Below are 17,637 nucleotides of genomic sequence, written 5' to 3' on the forward strand. Positions count from 1 at the left end.
CAAGCCGACGAATCCCCTAGAAGACACCACGGTCAGTCAGAGGGTGAGTCAGACCGGCCGGGTGACCCGCTCCCACATCATCACTGTCAGGGGGTGGTGACGGTGACCAGGTCGCCGGGGGAGAGGGTGAGGAGGTCGGCGGCGCGGCCGGTGTGCACGGCCACGGCCACCAGGCCGGCCGAGTCGACATAGGCGACCAGTCCGCCGGGGGTGGCGTCGCCGAACGTGCGGCCGTGCACGGCCTCGCGCCCGTTCACCAGCACCCGGGACGGCAGGCCGTCGAGCAGCGGGCCCGGCGCGGCGAGCTGGACGTTGCCGAAGTGGTCGACGGTCAGCACCTCGGCGTCGAAGCCGGCGGCCGCCGCCCGGATGACCGGCTCCGGCAGCCGGACCAGGGTGGCCGGGTCGACGGCCGGCCCGGCCCCGGCCGGCGGCGCGCCGAGCGCCAGCCGGGCGGCCACCGGCGCGAACACGTCCCGCCCGTGGAAGGTGCGGGACACGGTGGGCGCGAGCCACGCCGGGTTGGTCAGCTCCACTGCGGCGGTCACCCCGCCGAGCGCCTCCGCCGCGGGCAGGAGCAGGCCGTTGTCCGGCCCGACCAGCAACCCGCCGGGCGTGGTCAGCGCGATGCCGCGCCGCTCGGTGCCGACCCCCGGATCGACCACCCCGACGTGCACCCCGACCGGCAGGTACGGCACCGTCTGCGCCAGCACCGCAGCGCCCCGGCGGACGTCGCCCGGCGGCACCAGGTGCGTCACGTCGATCAGCCGGGCGGTCGGCGCGAGCCGCGCGAGCACCCCGTGGCAGGCCGCGACGAAACCGTCCGCCAGCCCGTAGTCGGTGGTCAGCGAGACGCACGGCCGGCGCGTCACCGGTGGTCCGTCCGGATGACTCGCCATCGGCTCCTCCTCGTCGTCTCCGGCCACCCTAGCGGGACGTCGCCCCGCCCTCCCGCCGTGGCCGCACGGCACCGCCCGGCCCGAACGGGAGCCGGTCGTGCCGCCGGCCGGTCCCTGCGGCGCCGGCCGGTCCGGGTTGAGCCGGCCGTGCGGCGTCGGCCGGTCCGGGCGCGGTCAGCCGTGCGGTGCCGGTCCGGGCGGGGTCAGCCGTGCGGTGCCGGTCCGGGCGGGGTCAGCCGTGCGGTGCCGGTCCGGGCGGGGTCAGCCGTGCGGTGCCGGTCGGTCCGGACGCGGTCAGCCGCGCAGGCGCAGGCCCCGGGGGGTGGCCCGGAACCCGGCCGCGGTGAGCGCGTCGCGCAGCGGGGAGGAGTGCACCGCCTCGCCGTCGGCGCGCTCCACCGAGATCGCGCCGAGCGCGCCGGAGTGCACCGCGTCGGCGAGCGCCTTGCCGGCCGCCCCCAGCGCGTCGGTGTCGTCGGTGAACGAGAGGATCGTCCGCCCGCCCCGCTCCACATAGAGCACCAGGTCACCGCCGACCAGCACCACCAGCGCGCCCGCCTTGCGCCCGGCCCGGTGACCGGTGGCGGGTGCCGCCCCGTCGCCCGAGTCGACGACGCGGTCCGGCCAGGGCAGCGCCGCGCCGTACGGGTTCGCCGGATCGGTGGCGGCCAGCACCACGGTCGGGCCGCCGCCCCGGTCCCGGCTGTCGTCGGCCAACGCACGGATCCGGTCGACCGCGCCGGGCACCGCGAACTGGGCCGCGCCCAGGCCCTCGACGAAGTAGCCGCGTCGGGCCGCCCCGCGCTCCTCCAACGCCGACAGCACCGGGTAGACGGCGGCGAAACCACCTGTCACCTGCTCCGCCACCACCGCGCCCCGGGTCACCACCCCGTGCCGTTCCAGCAGCAGGTCGGCCAGGGCGGCGGCCCGACGGGTCGGGTCCAGGTCGCGTTCCGGCAGCCGGGACCAGCGGCCGGCCATGGTCGGCGGGCCGCCCCGGCTGGGCAGCGCCACCCGACCGGGCCGGCGGTAGCGGGTGCGCGGCGCCGCCGGCCGGGACCGGTGTGCCCCACCCGCGCCCAACGCGGCCCGCAGCGGCGCGAGCGTGTCGTTGGTCAGGTGGCCGGCCCAGACCAGGTCCCACACCACGGCCGACAACGCGGCGTCGTCGGTGGCGCCGACCCGATCGGAGAGCGAACGGAAGAACAGCGCCTGCCCGTCGCCGAGCGCGTCGAGCACGGCCTCGTGCAGCGGGGTGAGCGTCAACGCCTCGTCCGGTGGCGGCAGCAGCAACGGCGCGACGTCGGCGTACGCAAGCGTCACCCACCCGTCGCCGCCGGAGATCGCGCCGGCGCCGGCCCAGACCACCTCGCCGCTGGCGCACAGCTCGTCGAGCTGGGCCGGCGAGAAGTCGGCGACCCGGGCCGGCAGCACCAGACGCTCCAGCGCGGACGCCGGCACGGTCGTGCCCTGCACCTGCTCCACGGCGGCGGCGACCGCCTCGACGCCCCGGGCCGACGAGCCGACCTGCTGCCAGCGGGGCAGGAACGCGGCCAGCGCCCGGGGCGGCACCGGCTCGATCTCCCGGCGCAGTGCCGCCAGGGAACGGCGGCGCAGCAGGCGCAGCACCTCCGCGTCGCACCACTGGGTGCCGACGCTGTCCGGGGCGAACTCGCCGGAGACCACCCGACCGGTCGCCGAGAGCCGGCGCAGCGCCTGCTCGACCACGAACACCCCGAGCCCGAACCGGGCGGCGCAGGTGGCCGCCGCGAACGGGCCGTGGGTGCGCGCGTACCGGGCGACCAGGTCGCCGAGCGGGTCGGCCACCGGCGCGAGGTGGGCCTCGGCCACCCCCACCGGCAGCGCCACCCCGAGCGCGTCGCGCAGCCGGGCGGCGTCCTCGACGATCACCCAGCGGTCCTCGCCGGCGACCCGGACCCGGAGCACCCGGCGGGCCGCCGCCAGCTCCACCGGCCACGCCTCCGGCACCCCGCGTTCGGCCAGCTCGGCCGGGCTCAGGTCGCCGACCACCCGGAGCAGCTCGACCACGTCCTCGGCGTCGCGGGGCCGCCGCTGCTCGGTGCGCCAACGCAACTGCCGCTCGGTCTCGGCGAGCACCGCCGGGTCGAGCAGCTCCCGCAGGTCGACCCGGCCGAGCAGCTCGCCGAGCAGCCCGGAGTCGAGCGCCAGCGCGGCGGCCCGCCGCTCGGCCAGCGGCGCGTCGCCCTCGTAGAGGAACGCCCCGACATACCCGAACAGCAGCGACCTGGCGAACGGGGACGGGCGTTCGGACTCCACCTCGACCAGGCGCACCCTGCGGGCGGCCAGGTCGCGCATCAGCCCGCCCAGGGCCGGCTGGTCGAAGACGTCCTGGAGGCACTCCCGGGCGGCTTCCAGGGTGACCGGGAAGTCGGCGTACTCGCGGGCCACGTCGAGCAGTTGCGCGGCGCGCTGGCGTTGCGCCCAGAGCGGCTGCCGGCGGCGCGGGTCGCGGCGGGGCAGCAGCAACGACCGGGCCGCGCACTCGCGGAACCGGGCGGCGAACAACGCCGACGTGCCGACCGACTCCTCGACGAGCTGGGCGATCTCGTCCGGCTCGAAGACCACCACGTCCGCGCCGGGCGGCTCCTCGGCGGTGTCCGGCAGTCGCACCACGATGCCGTCGTCGGAGGGCATGACCTGGGCGTCCACGCCGTAGCGTTCAGCCAGCCGGCGGCCGATGGCGAGCGCCCACGGGCCGTTGACCCGGGCGCCGAGCACCGAGTGCACGGCCAGTCGCCAGTCGCCCAGCTCGTCGCGGAAGCGCTCGACCACCACCGTCCGGTCGTCGGGCAGCGACCGGGTGGCCGCCTTCTGTTCGCGCAGGTACGTCATCAGGTTGCTGGCGGCCCAGTCGTCCAGCCCGCCGGCGCGCAGCGCCGCCACCGCGTCGGCGTCGGACTGTCGCAGCAGCGCCCGGACCCGGGCGCCGATCGCGCGGCCCAGCTCGACCGGCCGGCCGAGCTGGTCGCCCTTCCAGAACGGCATCCGGGCGGCCTGCCCCGGCGCGGGGGAGACCAGCACCCGGTCGGGGGTGATCTCCTCGATGCGCCAGGACGACGAGCCGAGCAGGAACACGTCGCCGACCCGCGACTCGTAGACCATCTCCTCGTCCAGCTCGCCGACCCGCGCGGCCCGCTCGGCCCCGGCCAGGAAGACGCCGAACAGCCCTCGGTCGGGAATGGTGCCGCCGCTGGTCACCGCGAGCCGCTGGGCGCCGGGCCGGCCGGTCAGCACGTCGGTGGCGCGGTCCCAGACCAGCCGGGGGCGCAGCTCGGCGAAGGCGGTGGACGGGTAGCGGCCGGAGAGCATGTCGAGCACCGCGTGCAGCGCCGAGTCGGGCAGCTCCGCGAAGGGCGCCGCGCGCCGCACCAGCACGGCCAGGTCGCCGAGCGGCCACGGCTCCAACGCCACCATCGCGACGATCTGCTGGGCCAGCACGTCGAGCGGGTTGCGCGGGTAGTGCAGCTCCTCGATCGCGCCCTCGCCCATCCGTTCGGCGACCACGGTGCAGGAGAGCAGGTCGCCGCGGTGCTTGGGGAAGACCACGCCCCGGGAGACGGCGCCGACCTGGTGCCCGGCCCGGCCCACCCGTTGCAGCCCGGCCGCGACGCTCGGCGGCGCCTCGATCTGCACCACCAGGTCGACCGCGCCCATGTCGATGCCCAGCTCCAGGCTGGAGGTGGCCACCACGGCGGGGAGCTGACCGGACTTGAGCGCCTCCTCGATGTGCTTGCGCTCCTCCCGGGAGACGCTGCCGTGGTGTGCCCGCGCGATCACCGACGGCGCCCCGGTCGCGGCCCCGGACTGTGCCATCACCTCGGCCGGCTGCCGGGGCGCGCGCACCGGCCCGGCCCGGTCGCCGGCCGGCGGGCCGTCGACGCCGGGCAACAGCTCGGATACGCGCACCGGCTCCCCGCCCCGGGCCACGCGGCTGCCCTCCGGGGCGGACGCCGCCTCCGCCTCCTCGGCGGCCAGCTCGTTGAGGCGGGCACAGAGCCGCTCCGCCCCCCGCCGCGAATTGGTGAACACGATCGTGGACCGGTGCGCGCGGATCAACGCGAGCACCCGCTCCTCGACGGCCGGCCAGATCGAGGGCCGGCGCGGGCCGAGCCCGCCCAGCTCGTCCTCCGGGGGCTCCTGCTCGTCGAGGCGGGTCATGTCCTCCACCGGGACCTGGACGCTGACCTCGATGGTCTTGTCGGCCGGCGGCTGCACCACGTCGACCGGGCGGGCACCGCCGAGGAAGCGGGCGCAGACGTCGATCGGGCGCACCGTGGCGGACAGCCCGATGCGTTGGGCGGGCCGCTCCAGCAGCGCGTCGAGGCGTTCCAGGGAGAGCGCCAGGTGGGCGCCGCGCTTGGTGCCGGCCACCGCGTGCACCTCGTCGACGATCACCGTGTCCACCCCGCGCAGCGAGTCGCGGGCGGCGGAGGTGAGCAGCAGGAACAGCGACTCGGGCGTGGTGATGAGGACGTCCGGCGGGGTGCGGGCGAAGGCCCGCCGCTCGTCGGCCGGGGTGTCGCCGGTGCGCATGCCGACGGTGATGTCGGGCGGGGCGAGCGCGAGCCGGGTGGCGGCCTGCCGGATGCCGATGAGCGGGGTCCGCAGGTTGCGCTCCACGTCGACGGCGAGTGCCTTGAGCGGGCTGACGTAGAGCACCCGGCACCGCCGCCGGGGGTCGGCCGGCGGTGGCTCCTTGCCCAGCCGGTCGAGCGACCAGAGGAACGCCGCGAGCGTCTTGCCGGAGCCGGTCGGGGCGACCACGAGCGCGTGGTGACCGGCGGCGATCGAGCGCCAGGCGCCCGCCTGGGCCGGCGTGGGCGCGGCGAACGCCGCGGTGAACCACTCCCGGGTCGCCGCGCCGAACTCCGCCAGCACCCCGTCGGCCGGGGCCACCTCGTTCGCCACGGCACCATCCTGCCCCGCCGGTACGACATCCGGCCCGTCGCCGGGGAGGTTCGGTACCGGGCGGGCAATTGACGCGACGAATAAGGGATTTGTTCCGTTAAGTCTCACTTAACTGCTTGCTTGCGGCATGCAACACAAAGTAACTTCACTCGCAACGTGGCGTGGGTGGAGGCGTGGATGACCGTTGAGGAGCGAGGCTCTCGACCCGGCACCGACGTGCTCATCCGGAAGGTCGACAGCCGGCTCGCCTCGCTTCGCGCCGGTCTGCACGGCCCGGAGCTGGAGCTGGCCGAGGAGCTGGCCGAGCGCCTGCGTCAGCTCGTCGTCGCCACCGCCCGGTCCAGCGCCGCCGACCGCGCGCTGGTCCGCGCCGCGGTGCACTACTTCGTGCTGCGCCGGGAGAGCCGCGACACCCGGCTCCCGGTCCGCTCCCTCGCCGCCGCCCAGCGCGTGGTGGACCGGGCCGCCCGCCAGCTCAACCACCCGACCCAGCCCGGCGACCCCCGCCGAAACCCGGCCCGCTTCCCCTGACCCCCTCACCCCTCACCCCCTTCTTGGGTGATCAAGGAGTTCGTGTCCGCGGTCTCGCGGTGCGGTGACGCGAACTCCTTGATCACCGCGGAAGCGGGCGGGCGGGGAGGTGGGGGACGGCGGGGTGGGTTTCGGGGAAAACGGCGCGGCGGGTGGGGAAGTGGCGTGTGATCGGTCGTACCCGCAGCGTGCCGCCGCGCTGTACCTCGACCGGGAGTACGCGTGCTCGTCCTGCTGATCCTGCACCTGGTGGCGGCACTGCTCGCCCCGCTGCTGGTCCGCAGGTGGGGCCCGCGCGCCTGCCTGCTGCTGGCGCTCGCCCCGGCGGCCACGGCCGGCTGGGCGGTGGCGCACACCGGCGCGGTACGCCACGGCGGCGCGGTGGTCGAGACGTACCCCTGGATTTCGCAGCTCCGGTTCGACCTGGCCCTGCGGGTCACCACGCTGTCCTGGCTGATGCTGCTGCTGGTCGGCGGCGTCGGTGCGCTGGTGCTTGTCTACTCCGCCCGCTACTTCCCGCCCGGCTCGGTGGGCCTGGCCCGGTTCGCCGCCGTGCTGGTCGCGTTCGCCGGCGCGATGCTCGGCCTCGTCGTCGCCGACGACCTGCTGCTGCTCTACGTCTTCTGGGAGCTGACCACCGTCTTCTCCTACCTGCTGATCGGGCACAGCACCGAACGCCGGGCCAGCCGGTGGGCCGCCGCCCAGGCGCTCACCGTCACCACGCTGGGCGGGCTGGCCATGCTGGTCGGCTTCCTGCTGCTCGGCCACCACGCCGGGAGCTACCGCTGGTCGGCGGTGGCCGCCGCGCCGCTGCCCGGCGGCGGCTACCTGGCCACCGCCGTGCTGCTGATCCTGACCGGCGTGTTGGCCAAGTCCGCGGTGTTCCCGTTCAACGCCTGGCTGCCGGTGGCGATGGCCGCCCCGACCCCGGTCAGCGCGTACCTGCACGCGGCGGCGATGGTGAAGGCCGGCATCTTCCTGATCGGGCTGCTCGGCCCGACGCTCGCCCCGGCCGGGCCGTGGCGGCCGGTCACCGTGGTCGCCGGGCTGGTCACGCTTGTCGGCGGCGGCTGGGCGGCGCTGCGGCAGTGCGACCTGAAGCTGCTGCTGGCGTACGGGACGGTCAGTCAGCTCGGCCTGCTGGCGGTGGCGTTCGGGGCGGGCACCCCGGCCGCGGCCCTGGCCGGCGTCGCCCTGCTGGCCGCGCACGCGCTGTTCAAGGCCGCGCTCTTCCTCGTCGTCGGCATCCTCGACCACGCCACGGGCAGCCGGGACCTGCGGGACCTGTCCGGCGTGGGCCGGGCCGCGCCGCTGCTGGCCGCCGTCGCCGCGCTGGCCGCCGCGTCGATGGCCGGCGTCCCGCCGCTGCTCGGCTTCGTGGCCAAGGAGGGCGTGCTCGCCGCGTTCACCGACCGGCCGTGGGTGCTGGTGGCGCTGGTCGCCGGCAGCGCGTTGACGGCGGGCTACAGCATCCGCTTCCTGTGGGGCGCGTTCGGCACCCGACCCGGGGTCCGGGACACCGTGCTGGACCGACAGCCGGTGGCGATGGTGGTACCCCCGGCGCTGCTGGCCGTGGCCGGGCTCGCCGCCGGCCTGGCCGCCGGCTGGGTGGGCGGCCTGCTCCAGCCGTACGCCGAGCTGTTCGGCCCGGTCGAGGAGCACCTGGCGCTCTGGCACGGGCCCACCGTGGCGCTCGGCCTCTCCGCGCTGGTGCTGGCCGGCGGCGTGCTGCTGCACCTGCTCCGTGGCCCGCTCGCCCCCGCGCTGGCCCGGCTGCGTTCGCCGGTGAGCGGCAACCAGGGCTACGAGTGGCTGATCCACCGGTTCGACCGGCTCGCCATCGAGGTCACCGGCGCCACCCAGCGTGGTTCGCTGCCGCAGTACCTCGGCACCGTGCTGCTCGTCCTGGTGGTCGTGCCGGGCGGGGCGATGGTGGCCACCGCGCCGTGGCGGGTCGAGCTGGCGCCCTGGGACACCCCGACCCAACTGGTGGTCTGCGTGGTGATCGCGGTCGCGGCGGTGCTCGCGGTCGGCGCGCGCCGCCGGCTCACCGCCATGCTGCTGGTCGGCGTGACCGGCTACGGCACCGCGATGATGTTCGTCCTCTACGGCGCGCCGGACCTGGCGCTCACCCAGTTCCTGGTGGAGACCGCCACCATCGCCGTCTTCGTGCTGGTGCTGCGCCGGCTGCCGGAACGCTTCTCGGCCCGTCCGCTGCGCCGCAGCCGGTGGCTGCGGGGGGGCATCGGCGTCGCCGCCGGCCTGGTGCTGGCCGGCCTGGCGCTGACCGCGGCCGGGGCCCGCCGGGCGCCGTCGATCTCCGCGGCGTTCCCCGACCTCGCGGTCGCGCAGGGGTACGGCCGCAACGTCGTCAACGTGACGCTCGTGGACATCCGGGCCTGGGACACCATGGGCGAGATCTCGGTGCTGGTGGTGACCGCGACCGGGGTGGCCAGCCTGATCTTCGAGCGCTCCCGCACCGGGCCACGCCCACGCCGCCCCCGCCCGGCGGTGCCGCGCCCCGGCCGCGCGGTCTGGCTGCGCGGCGGGCAGACACTGCACGAGCGGCGGCGGTCGATCGTGTTCGAGGTGGTCACCCGGCTGATCTTCCACACCGTGCTGCTCTTCTCGCTGTTCCTGCTCTTCTCCGGGCACAACGCGCCGGGCGGCGGGTTCTCCGGCGGGCTGGTCGCCGGCCTCGCGCTGACCCTCCGCTACCTGGCCGGCGGGCGGTACGAGCTGGCCGAGGCCGCGCCGGTCGGGGCCGGCACGGTGCTCGGCGCCGGCCTGGCGGTCTCGGTCGGCAGCGGCGTGCTCGGCCTGGTGCTCGGCGGCGAGGTGCTGCAGAGCGTCAAGGTGGACCTGTGGCTGCCGCTGATCGGCCACTTCTACCTGGTCACGTCGATCTTCTTCGACATCGGTGTCTATCTGGTGGTGGTCGGGCTGGTGCTGGACATCCTGCGCAGCCTGGGCGCCGAGGTGGACCGGCACGTCGAGGCGGCCGGCGAGCCGGGCCGTGGCCTGACGGTCCGGCGTGAGGGGCCGGGCGCGTGACGGGGCCGACGCTGGTGCTGGTGCTGGCGGTCGGGGTGCTCGTCGCCACCGGCGTCACGCTGGTGCTGGAACGCAGCCTGACCCGGATCCTGCTCGGCGTCATCCTGCTCGGCAACGGGGTGAACCTGCTCATCCTGCTCGGCGGGCGGTCCGGCGCCGCCCCGCTGGTCGGCACCGCGCCGACCGGCGACATGAGCGACGCCCTGCCGCAGGCCATGGTGCTCACCGCCGTGGTGATCACGTTCGGGCTGACCGCGTTCCTGCTCGCGGTCGCCTACCGGAGCTGGTACACCAGCGGCGACGACGAGGTGCAGGACGACCTGGAGGACCGGCAGACCGTCCGGCTGGCCGAACGCAACGAGGTGGCCACCGCGGACCTCGGCGGCGACGGCCCGGACGGCGACCCGGAACAGGTCGACCCGGAGCCGGCCCGCCGCCGGCTACGGCGGAACGAGGAGTCGTGAGCGCGAGTAGTGAGCCGGGTTCGCGAGCCCCGCAGTCGCGACGGAAGGCGGCGCGGTGAGCGCGAGGAGTGAGCCGGGCTTGCGAGCCCCGCAGTCGCGACGGAAGGCGGCGCGGTGAGCGGGCTGGTGCCGCTGCCGGTGGTGGTGCCGCTGCTCGGCGCGGCGCTCACCCTGATGCTGTCCGGCCGGCCCCGGTTGCAGCGCTCGATCAGCGTGCTCTGCCTGGCCGGCGTGCTGCTGGTCGCGGTGGTGCTGCTGGTCCAGGCGTACCGCTACGGGCCGGTGGTGGTGCGCGTCGGCGGGTGGCCGGCGCCGGTCGGCATCGTGCTGGTCGCGGACCAGTTGGCGGCGCTCATGGTGGTGGTCTCCTCGGCGGTCACGCTGTGCGTGCTGCTCTACTCGATCGGCCAGGGGCGGGCGGAGACCGGCGAGACCGCGCCGGTGAGCATCTTCCACCCCACCTACCTGGTGCTCACCGCCGGCGTGACGAACGCGTTCCTGGCCGGGGACCTGTTCAACCTGTTCGTCGGCTTCGAGATCCTGCTGGCCGCGAGCTTCGTGCTGATCACGCTGGGCGGCACCGAGGTGCGGCTGCGCACCGGCTCGACGTACGTGGTGGTCAGCATCCTGTCGTCGCTGCTCTTCCTGTCCGCCGTCGGGCTGGTGTACGCGGCCACCGGCACGCTGAACATGGCGCAGCTCGCCGGCCGGCTCGACGCGCTGCCCGCCGGCGTACGCCTGGCGTTGCAGCTCGTGCTGCTGCTCGCGTTCGGCATCAAGGCGGCGGTCTTCCCGGTCTCCGCCTGGCTGCCGGACAGCTATCCGACCGCGCCCGCGCCGGTGACCGCGGTCTTCGCCGGCCTGCTGACCAAGGTCGGCGTGTACGCGATCATCCGCACCGAGACGCTGCTCTTCCCCGGCGGCCAGGTCGACGGGCTGCTGATGGTGGTGGCCGGCCTGACCATGGTGGTGGGCGTCCTGGGCGCGGTGGCGCAGTCGGACATGAAGCGGCTCTTCTCCTTCACGCTGGTCAGCCACATCGGCTACATGATCTTCGGGGTGGCGTTGAGCAGCGTCGCCGGTCTGTCCGGCGCGATCTTCTACGTGGTGCACCACATCACCGTCCAGACCACGCTCTTCCTGGTCGCCGGCCTGGTCGAGCAACGCGCCGGCAGCACCGACCTGCGTCGGCTCGGCGGTCTGGCGCGGGTCACCCCGGTGGTCGCGGTGCTCTTCTTCGTCCCGGCGATGAACCTGGCCGGCATCCCGCCGTTCTCCGGCTTCCTCGGCAAGCTCGGCCTGCTCCAGGCCGGCGTGGCGGCCGGCGGCGCGCTGCCCGCCGTGCTGGTCGGCGCCGGCACGCTGACCAGCCTGCTGACGCTCTACGTGGCGTCCCGGGTGTGGAACATCGCGTTCTGGCGGGCGCCGCGGCTGGCCACCACCACGCCGGACGCCCGGCTGCCCGGCCTGATGGTCGGCGCCACCGCCGCGCTCGTCGGGCTCGGCGTGCTGCTCACGCTGGTGGCCGGGCCGCTGTTCCAGGTCACCGCGGACGCCGCCGCCGACCTGCGCCAACGCACCCCGTACGTGCGGGCCGTGCTGCCCCGGGACGTGCCGTGACCACCGACCCGGGCCCGGACCGGGCCGGCGCAGCGCCGGGCGGCGACCCGCCGACGGTGGGGCGCGGCGGCCGTCGGCGTGACCAGGCCGTGGCGCTCTGCTGGCTGGTCGTCGTCTGGCTGCTGCTCTGGGGCGACGTCTCCTGGGGCAACCTGCTCACCGGCCTGGCGATCGGCGCGGCGGTGCTGTTCTTCTTCCCGCTGCCGTCGGTGACCTTCGGCGGGCGGCTGCGGCCGGGGCCCCTGCTGGTGCTCGCCGGCACGTTCGTCGGGGAGCTGGTCAGCGCCAGCGTGCACGTCGCCGCCGTCGCGTTGCGCCCCGGCTACCGGCCGCGCGGCGGGATCATCGCGGTGCCGCTGCGGGTCCGCACCGACCTCAACCTGGCGCTCACCGCCGAGGTGATCTCGCTGGTGCCGGGCACCCTGATCCTCGACATCGACCGCACGCGCGGGGTGCTCTACGTGCACGTGCTCGACGTGCGCGGCCCCGAGGACCTGACCGGCAGCCGTGACCGCGTGCTCGCCGTCGAACGGCGCATCGTCCGCGCCGTCGGCGCTCCCACCGAGGTACGCCAGCTCGACACCGAACCCGTCGAACGGAGGAACCACCCGTGACCGTCCTGCTCGCCGTCGCGCTGACCGTGCTGCTCTCGGCCACCGCGCTGCTCGCCCTGACCCGGATCTACCGTGGCCCGTCCCTGCTCGACCGCATCGTCGGCGCCGACCTGCTGCTCGCCGCCATGCTCGGCGCGGTGGGGGCGGAGGCGGCGGTGAACCGGCACGCCACCACGCTGCCCGTGCTGGTGGTGCTCTCACTGCTCGGCTTCGTGGGCTCGGTCTCCCTGGTCCGCTTCGCCGTCCGGGCCGAATCGTGAGCGCGGTGGCGGACTGGGTGGGTGGGTTCCTGCTGCTGGGCGGCGCGCTGCTGAGCCTGGTCGCCGGCATCGGGCTGGTGCGCTTCCCGGACACGCTGGACCGGATGCACGCCGCCACGAAACCGCAGGTGCTCGGCGTGCTGCTGTTGCTGGGCGGGCTGGCGTTGCGGCTGCGTACCGGCTCGGACCTGGGCATGCTGGCGCTGGTGGCGATCTTCCAGCTCTCCACCGCGCCGGTCGCCGCGCAGATGATCGGACGGGCCGCCTACCGGTCCGGGCGGGTCGACCGGTCGCTGCTCGACGTCGACGAGCTGGCCGGACGCTGAGAACCGGACGCGGGGGAGGCTTTTCGGCACCTTCAGCGAGCATCCAGCGGGCACCGATAAAATGGGCCGCATGATCGACTCTCCTGCCCCGGAGGGCAGCAGTAGCCGGCCGGGTCGTACCCGGCATCTTCCCTCCCCGACGACCCCGGGAGCCCTGAACCTCCCGTGTTGATCCTCGTCGGTCTCCTTCTCATCACCGTGCTCACCGCCGCCACCGGTTACTTCGTGGCGCAGGAGTTCGGTTACGTCGCCGTGGACCGCGGCAAGCTCAAGCAACTCGCCGACGGTGGCGACCGCGCCGCCGCCCGCGCCCTGGAGGTGACCGGGCGGCTCTCCTTCATGCTCTCCGGCGCTCAGCTCGGCATCACCGTGACCGCCCTGCTCGTCGGTTACGTCGCCGAGCCGTACCTGGGCGCCGGGCTGGCCGGCCTGCTCGGCGTGGCCGGCGTGTCCGGCGCGGTGGCGCTGCCGCTGTCGGTGGCGCTGGCCCTGGTCATCGCCACCGTGGTGCAGATGGTCCTGGGCGAGCTGGCCCCGAAGAACCTGGCCATCGCCCGGGCCGTGCCACTGGCCCGGGCGCTGTCCCGGTCCACCCTGATCTACCTGCGGCTCGCCGGTCCGCTGATCACGCTCTTCGACCGGGCCGCCGTGCGGCTGCTCCGCCGGGTCGGCATCGAGCCGATCGAGGAGCTGCCCAGCGGCGCCACCCCGGCCGACCTGGAACAGATCATCGCCGAGTCCCGCGAGGAGGGGCATCTCGACGCGGAGATGTCCGACCTGCTGGACCGGGGGCTCGACTTCCGGGGGCTGACCGCCGGTGAGGCCATGGTGCCCCGGGTCGATGTGCACACCGTCCGGGCCGACGAGCCGGTCAGCCGGATCGTCGAGATGCTCGACACCGGCCACTCCCGGTTCCCGGTGCGCGGCGCCGAGGGCGTCGACGACCTGATCGGCGTGGTCGGCATCGCCGACGTGCTGGGCGTGCCGCCGGCCGAGCGGGCGCGTACCCGGATCGACGCGGTGGCCGTACCCCCGTTGCTGGTGCCGGAGACGCTGCCGCTGCCGACGGTGCTGGACCGGCTCCGGTCCGGGCACCGGCAGTTGGCCTGCGTGGTCGACGAGTACGGCGGGTTCGCCGGCGTGATCACGCTGGAGGACCTCGCCGAGGAGCTGGTCGGGCCGATCCGCGACGAGGACGACCCGCCGGACCGCGCGCCGGCCCGGCAGGATGACGGCTCCTGGGTGGTGCCGGCCCGCTGGCGGATCGACGAGGTCGCCGACAGCACCGGCATCGAACTGCCCGAGGCGCCGGAGTACGACACGCTCTCCGGCCTGGTCATGCGGGAGCTGGGTCGGGTGCCCGAGGTGGGCGACCGGCTGGAGATCGCGCTCGCCGGTGACGGTGACGAACCGCCGCCGTCCGGGCCCCGGGTGCTGGTGGAGGTGCTGGCCGTGGACCGGCACGTCGCCGACTCGGTCCGGCTCCGGACGACCGCCGGCGTGGCCGGGGAGGGTGCCGCATGAGCCCCGGGTTCGCGTTGATCTTCTCCGTGGTGCTGCTGGCGCTCAACGGATTCTTCGTGGCGGCCGAGTTCGCGCTCGTCGCCGCCAAGCGGTACCGGCTGGAGCAGTCCGCGGCCGGTGGCGGCCGGGCGGCCCGCGCGGCGCTGGACGGCGTCCGCGAGCTGAGCCTGATGCTGGCCGGCGCGCAGCTCGGCATCACGCTGTGCACGCTGGGCCTCGGCGCGCTGGCCGAGCCGGCCATCGAGCACCTGCTCAGCCCGCTGCTGCACGCGGTCGGCCTGCCCGACGCGGCGAGCCACGTGGTGGCGCTGGTGTTCGCGCTGGGCCTGGTGACGTTCCTGCACCTGGTGGTCGGCGAGATGGCGCCGAAGTCGTGGGCGATCACCGACGCGGAGCGCTCGGCGATGCTGCTGGCGCTGCCGTTCCGGGCGTTCGCCCGGATCGCCCGCCCGGTGCTGTCGCTGCTGAACGGGCTGGCCAACGCGATGCTGCGGCTGGTCGGCGTGCAGCAGCAGGACCAGCTCGCCCAGGTGCACGGCCCGGACGAGCTGCGCATCCTGCTGGAGCAGTCCCGGGAGCACGGGCTGCTCGGCGCCGAGCAGCACCAGTTGCTGACCAGCATGCTGGAGTTGCAGGGCACCACGGTGGCCCAGGTGATGGAGCCGTTCGACAAGATCGTCACGGTCCGCCGGGAGGACACCGCCGAACGGATCGAGCACGTCTCCCGGGACAGCGGCCGGTCCCGCCTCGCCGTGGTCGACAGCGGTGGCGAGGTCTGCGGCCTGGTGCACGTGCGGGAGGCGGTGCGCGCGGTGACCACCGGCCGGACGGCGACCGCCGAGGAGCTGATGACGAACGCGTTCACGCTGCCGGCCGAGTCGTCGGTGTCCGAGGCGGTGGCGGCGATGCGGGGCCGCCAGGCGCAGCTCGCGTTGGTCCGCAACGGTGGTGGCCCGACCCGGCCGATCGGCTTCGTCGCGCTGGAGGACCTCCTGGAGGAGGTCATCGGCGAGTTCGACGACGAGACCGACCCGGTCCCCAGGGGCCGCCGCCTCCGCTGACCCCCCACCCACCCCGGGCGCGGATTCCCGGAAAGAGTGGCTATCCGGCCTCGGATAGCCACTCTTTCCGGGAAACAGGGCGGGGGAGGAGAGGGGGAGGGCGGGTGTGGGTGGGTGGGGAGGGGGAATGCCCCGGTGTGCGGCTCACCGGGGTGTCGCGGGGGTCGGCCTGGACCGGGCTCTCGGTCACCACCACGCTGCCCAATCCGAGCACCCGGCCGGGCCTGCGCCTGCCGGGCCGGGTGACGTTGGCCGCCGACGGCGAGGACGTCCTGGTCCGGCACATCCGCCTCGGGCTGGTCACCCAGGTCGAGCCGGAGGACCCGGGGGCGCCGCGCCGGCTGGTGCAGTACCACCAGTGGCCGATCGCGGGCCGGTTCGTGGTGCCGGGCGGGCGGCGGCGGGCGGTGGACTTCGCCGTGCCGCTGCCCTGGGCGACGCCGGTGACGGTGTTCGGCGGGGTGCCGTTGATGACGTTGCGCACCGGGCTGCGGACCGAGGTGTCCGTCGACCCGGACCTCGACCAGGGCGAGATGGTGCCGGTCCTGGTCCACCCGCTGCCCACCCAGCAGCACCTGCTCGCCGCGTTGGACACGCTCGGCTTCGTGATGCGACAGGCGGGACTCCAGCAGGGCCGGCTGCCCGGGGTGGCGCAGCCGCTGCCGTTCCAGCAGCGGCTCGGCTTCTGGGCCGCCCCGCTCTACGCCGGCCCGATGACCGAGCTGGAAGTGATCATGCTGACCGACTCGGCCGGCATGGAGGTGTTGTTCTGGCTGGACCGGCGGCTGTCCCTGGCCGGGGTGACCCACCAGAGCATCAGCCGGTTCCGGGTCTGGCACGCCGGAGCGGACCGGCGGGACTGGGTGGCCACCGTGGACGGCTGGCTGCGGCACGCCATCGACCGGCACGCCGCAGCCGCCGCGCACGCGGACTGGTCGGCCACGATCCGGGAGTCGGCGCACGTCAGCCGCCACCCCGACCAGCCGGTCGCACCCGGCTACGGCCTCGGCGGCACGGCCGGCAGCGGGGGCGTCGGCGGCGGTGGCGGCGGCGACGGCACCTGAGGTGTCAGGCGGAAACGGCCGGACGGAGCCGGGCCCGTGCGTCCGGCCACTCCGGCGCGAGCATCGAATACTGCGCGGTGTCCCGCCAGGAGCCGTCGGGGCGCTGCTTGTGGTGCCGCAGCACGCCCTCCCGGGTCGCGCCGAGCCGTTCGACGGCCCGCTGGGAGCGCTCGTTGCGGATGTCGGTGTGCCAGACCACGCGAACCGCGTCCAGCTCCTCGAACGCCCGGGTGAGCAGCAGCAGCTTCGCCTCTGTGTTGACGCCGGTCCGCCACCACGGCCGACCCAGCCAGGTGTACCCGATCGCCAGCGACCGGCGGGCCGGGTCGATCTCGTACCAGGAGGTGGTGCCGACGACGGCGCCGGTGCGGGCGCAGCGTTGCGCCCAGCACACCTGCTCGCCGCGCTGCTGCGCGTCGAGGTAGCCGGCGATGATCTGCCGCATCCCGGCGGGGTCGGCCGGCTGCCGGCTGCCGAGGTGCCGCCAGACCTCCGGGTCCTCGCTCGCGGCGTGCAGCTCCTCGGCGTGGGAGAGGTCCAGCGGTTCCAGCACGACGTGCTCGCCGCGCAGCACCACCGCATCGTGCCAGGGCGAGCGGGCCGACCGCAGGTACGCGGGCACCGGCGCGACGACGCCGGCGTCCGGTTCGGGCCGCCCCGGCGTCAGCCGCAGCGGCAGCACCCCGGCCCAGTACGGCAGCTCCGCGTCGGCCGGCTCGTCGTTGACGCCACCGGTGCGCATCCGCACCGACACCTCCCGCAGGGGCAGCGCCAGCACCGCGGTCTCGGCCAGCTCGCGCCGGTTCGGCGGCCGGCTCTCGGTGGAGCGGCCGGCGGCCACCTTCTCCACCAGCGCGGTCAGCACGGCGGCCTTCTCCCGCTCGTCGGTGACCAGCCGGGCGGTGCCGTGCGCGACGACCGAGCGGTAGTTGGCGCTGTGGTGGAACTGGGACCGGGCGTAGACCAGCCCGTCGAGGTGGGTGACCGCGACGCTGACCGGCAGCCCGTCCGCGCCCCGGGCGGCGAGCAGCGGCCGGCTGCCGGTGGAGCCGTGCAGGTAGAGCGTGTCGTCGACGCGGACGTGCAGGGTCGGCAGGACGCGTGGCTCGCCGTCGGAGGTGAACGCCAGCGCGCAGTGGTACGCCTCGTCGAGCAGCGCGTGGGCGGTGGCCCGGTCGTAGTGCATCCGGTCGCGGGTGCGGGTGGCGGTGGTGCGCTCGGTCCGGGGGTACATGCGATCTCCCGATTTTGTTCTAGTACAATCTCCGAA

At 75.1% G+C, this 17,637-nt stretch carries 13 protein-coding genes; 10 read left to right on the plus strand and 3 right to left on the minus strand.

From position 1 onward, the window contains the following. Positions 1-86: 86 nt before the first annotated feature. The gene (locus ACZ6O5_RS14170) at positions 87-899 is read right to left on the minus strand and encodes an SAM hydrolase/SAM-dependent halogenase family protein (protein ID WP_465977247.1); all 813 of its coding nucleotides are present in this window, start codon (positions 897-899) and stop codon (positions 87-89) included. A 294-nt stretch (positions 900-1,193) separates the two neighbouring features. Further along, positions 1,194-5,849 (minus strand): Lhr family helicase, encoded by a 4,656-nt coding sequence (locus ACZ6O5_RS14175; protein ID WP_465977248.1) that lies wholly within the window; start codon positions 5,847-5,849, stop codon positions 1,194-1,196. 177 nt (positions 5,850-6,026) lie between these two features. Between ACZ6O5_RS14175 and ACZ6O5_RS14180 the strand changes: the two genes are divergently transcribed. The 10 genes from ACZ6O5_RS14180 (at position 6,027) to ACZ6O5_RS14225 (ending at position 16,367) form a co-directional block, all read left to right on the plus strand. Next, the gene (locus ACZ6O5_RS14180; protein ID WP_107156090.1) at positions 6,027-6,380 is read left to right on the plus strand and encodes a hypothetical protein; all 354 of its coding nucleotides are present in this window, start codon (positions 6,027-6,029) and stop codon (positions 6,378-6,380) included. A gap of 222 nt (positions 6,381-6,602) precedes the next feature. After that, a complete protein-coding gene (locus ACZ6O5_RS14185; RefSeq protein ID WP_465977249.1) occupies positions 6,603-9,434 on the plus strand; it encodes a Na+/H+ antiporter subunit A in 2,832 nt (943 codons plus the stop codon). Continuing rightward, the gene (locus ACZ6O5_RS14190; protein WP_465977250.1) at positions 9,431-9,898 is read left to right on the plus strand and encodes a Na(+)/H(+) antiporter subunit C; all 468 of its coding nucleotides are present in this window, start codon (positions 9,431-9,433) and stop codon (positions 9,896-9,898) included. The genes ACZ6O5_RS14185 and ACZ6O5_RS14190 overlap by 4 nt, the downstream gene beginning before the upstream one ends. Before the next feature lie 114 nt (positions 9,899-10,012). After that, entirely contained in the window at positions 10,013-11,518 is a 1,506-nt protein-coding gene (locus ACZ6O5_RS14195; RefSeq protein ID WP_465977252.1) for a Na+/H+ antiporter subunit D, read from the plus strand. Beyond that, the gene (locus ACZ6O5_RS14200) at positions 11,515-12,132 is read left to right on the plus strand and encodes a Na+/H+ antiporter subunit E (protein WP_465977254.1); all 618 of its coding nucleotides are present in this window, start codon (positions 11,515-11,517) and stop codon (positions 12,130-12,132) included. The genes ACZ6O5_RS14195 and ACZ6O5_RS14200 overlap by 4 nt, the downstream gene beginning before the upstream one ends. Then, on the plus strand, positions 12,129-12,392 hold the full coding sequence (locus ACZ6O5_RS14205) for an MrpF/PhaF family protein (protein WP_107156066.1): 264 nt from the start codon (positions 12,129-12,131) through the stop codon (positions 12,390-12,392). The genes ACZ6O5_RS14200 and ACZ6O5_RS14205 overlap by 4 nt, the downstream gene beginning before the upstream one ends. Further along, the gene (mnhG, locus tag ACZ6O5_RS14210; RefSeq protein WP_465977256.1) at positions 12,389-12,718 is read left to right on the plus strand and encodes a monovalent cation/H(+) antiporter subunit G; all 330 of its coding nucleotides are present in this window, start codon (positions 12,389-12,391) and stop codon (positions 12,716-12,718) included. The genes ACZ6O5_RS14205 and mnhG overlap by 4 nt, the downstream gene beginning before the upstream one ends. A 165-nt stretch (positions 12,719-12,883) precedes the next feature. Continuing rightward, the gene (locus tag ACZ6O5_RS14215) at positions 12,884-14,242 is read left to right on the plus strand and encodes a hemolysin family protein (RefSeq protein ID WP_465977258.1); all 1,359 of its coding nucleotides are present in this window, start codon (positions 12,884-12,886) and stop codon (positions 14,240-14,242) included. Beyond that, positions 14,239-15,303, plus strand: coding sequence for a hemolysin family protein (locus tag ACZ6O5_RS14220; RefSeq protein ID WP_465977260.1), 1,065 nt, complete (start codon positions 14,239-14,241; stop codon positions 15,301-15,303). The genes ACZ6O5_RS14215 and ACZ6O5_RS14220 overlap by 4 nt, the downstream gene beginning before the upstream one ends. A 137-nt stretch (positions 15,304-15,440) precedes the next feature. Then, the gene (locus ACZ6O5_RS14225) at positions 15,441-16,367 is read left to right on the plus strand and encodes a sporulation protein (RefSeq protein ID WP_465977866.1); all 927 of its coding nucleotides are present in this window, start codon (positions 15,441-15,443) and stop codon (positions 16,365-16,367) included. A 4-nt stretch (positions 16,368-16,371) separates the two neighbouring features. Here the strand turns inward: ACZ6O5_RS14225 and ACZ6O5_RS14230 are convergent, their stop codons facing one another. Then, complete coding sequence (locus ACZ6O5_RS14230) at positions 16,372-17,601, minus strand: bifunctional pyridoxamine 5'-phosphate oxidase family protein/GNAT family N-acetyltransferase (RefSeq protein ID WP_465977262.1); 1,230 nt, start codon at positions 17,599-17,601, stop codon at positions 16,372-16,374. Between the last annotated feature and the right edge of the window lie 36 nt (positions 17,602-17,637).

It is taken from the genome of Micromonospora sp. NPDC049201 (genome assembly GCF_055586805.1).

Excerpts from the sequence above, each read along its gene's own strand:
- ACZ6O5_RS14170 (WP_465977247.1), bottom strand. The coding sequence starts at position 899 with ATGGCGAGTCATCCGGACGGACCACCGGTGACGCGCCGGCCGTGCGTC.
- ACZ6O5_RS14230 (WP_465977262.1), bottom strand. The coding sequence starts at position 17,601 with ATGTACCCCCGGACCGAGCGCACCACCGCCACCCGCACCCGCGACCGG.
- ACZ6O5_RS14180 (WP_107156090.1), top strand. The coding sequence starts at position 6,027 with ATGACCGTTGAGGAGCGAGGCTCTCGACCCGGCACCGACGTGCTCATC.
- ACZ6O5_RS14220 (WP_465977260.1), top strand. The coding sequence starts at position 14,239 with ATGAGCCCCGGGTTCGCGTTGATCTTCTCCGTGGTGCTGCTGGCGCTC.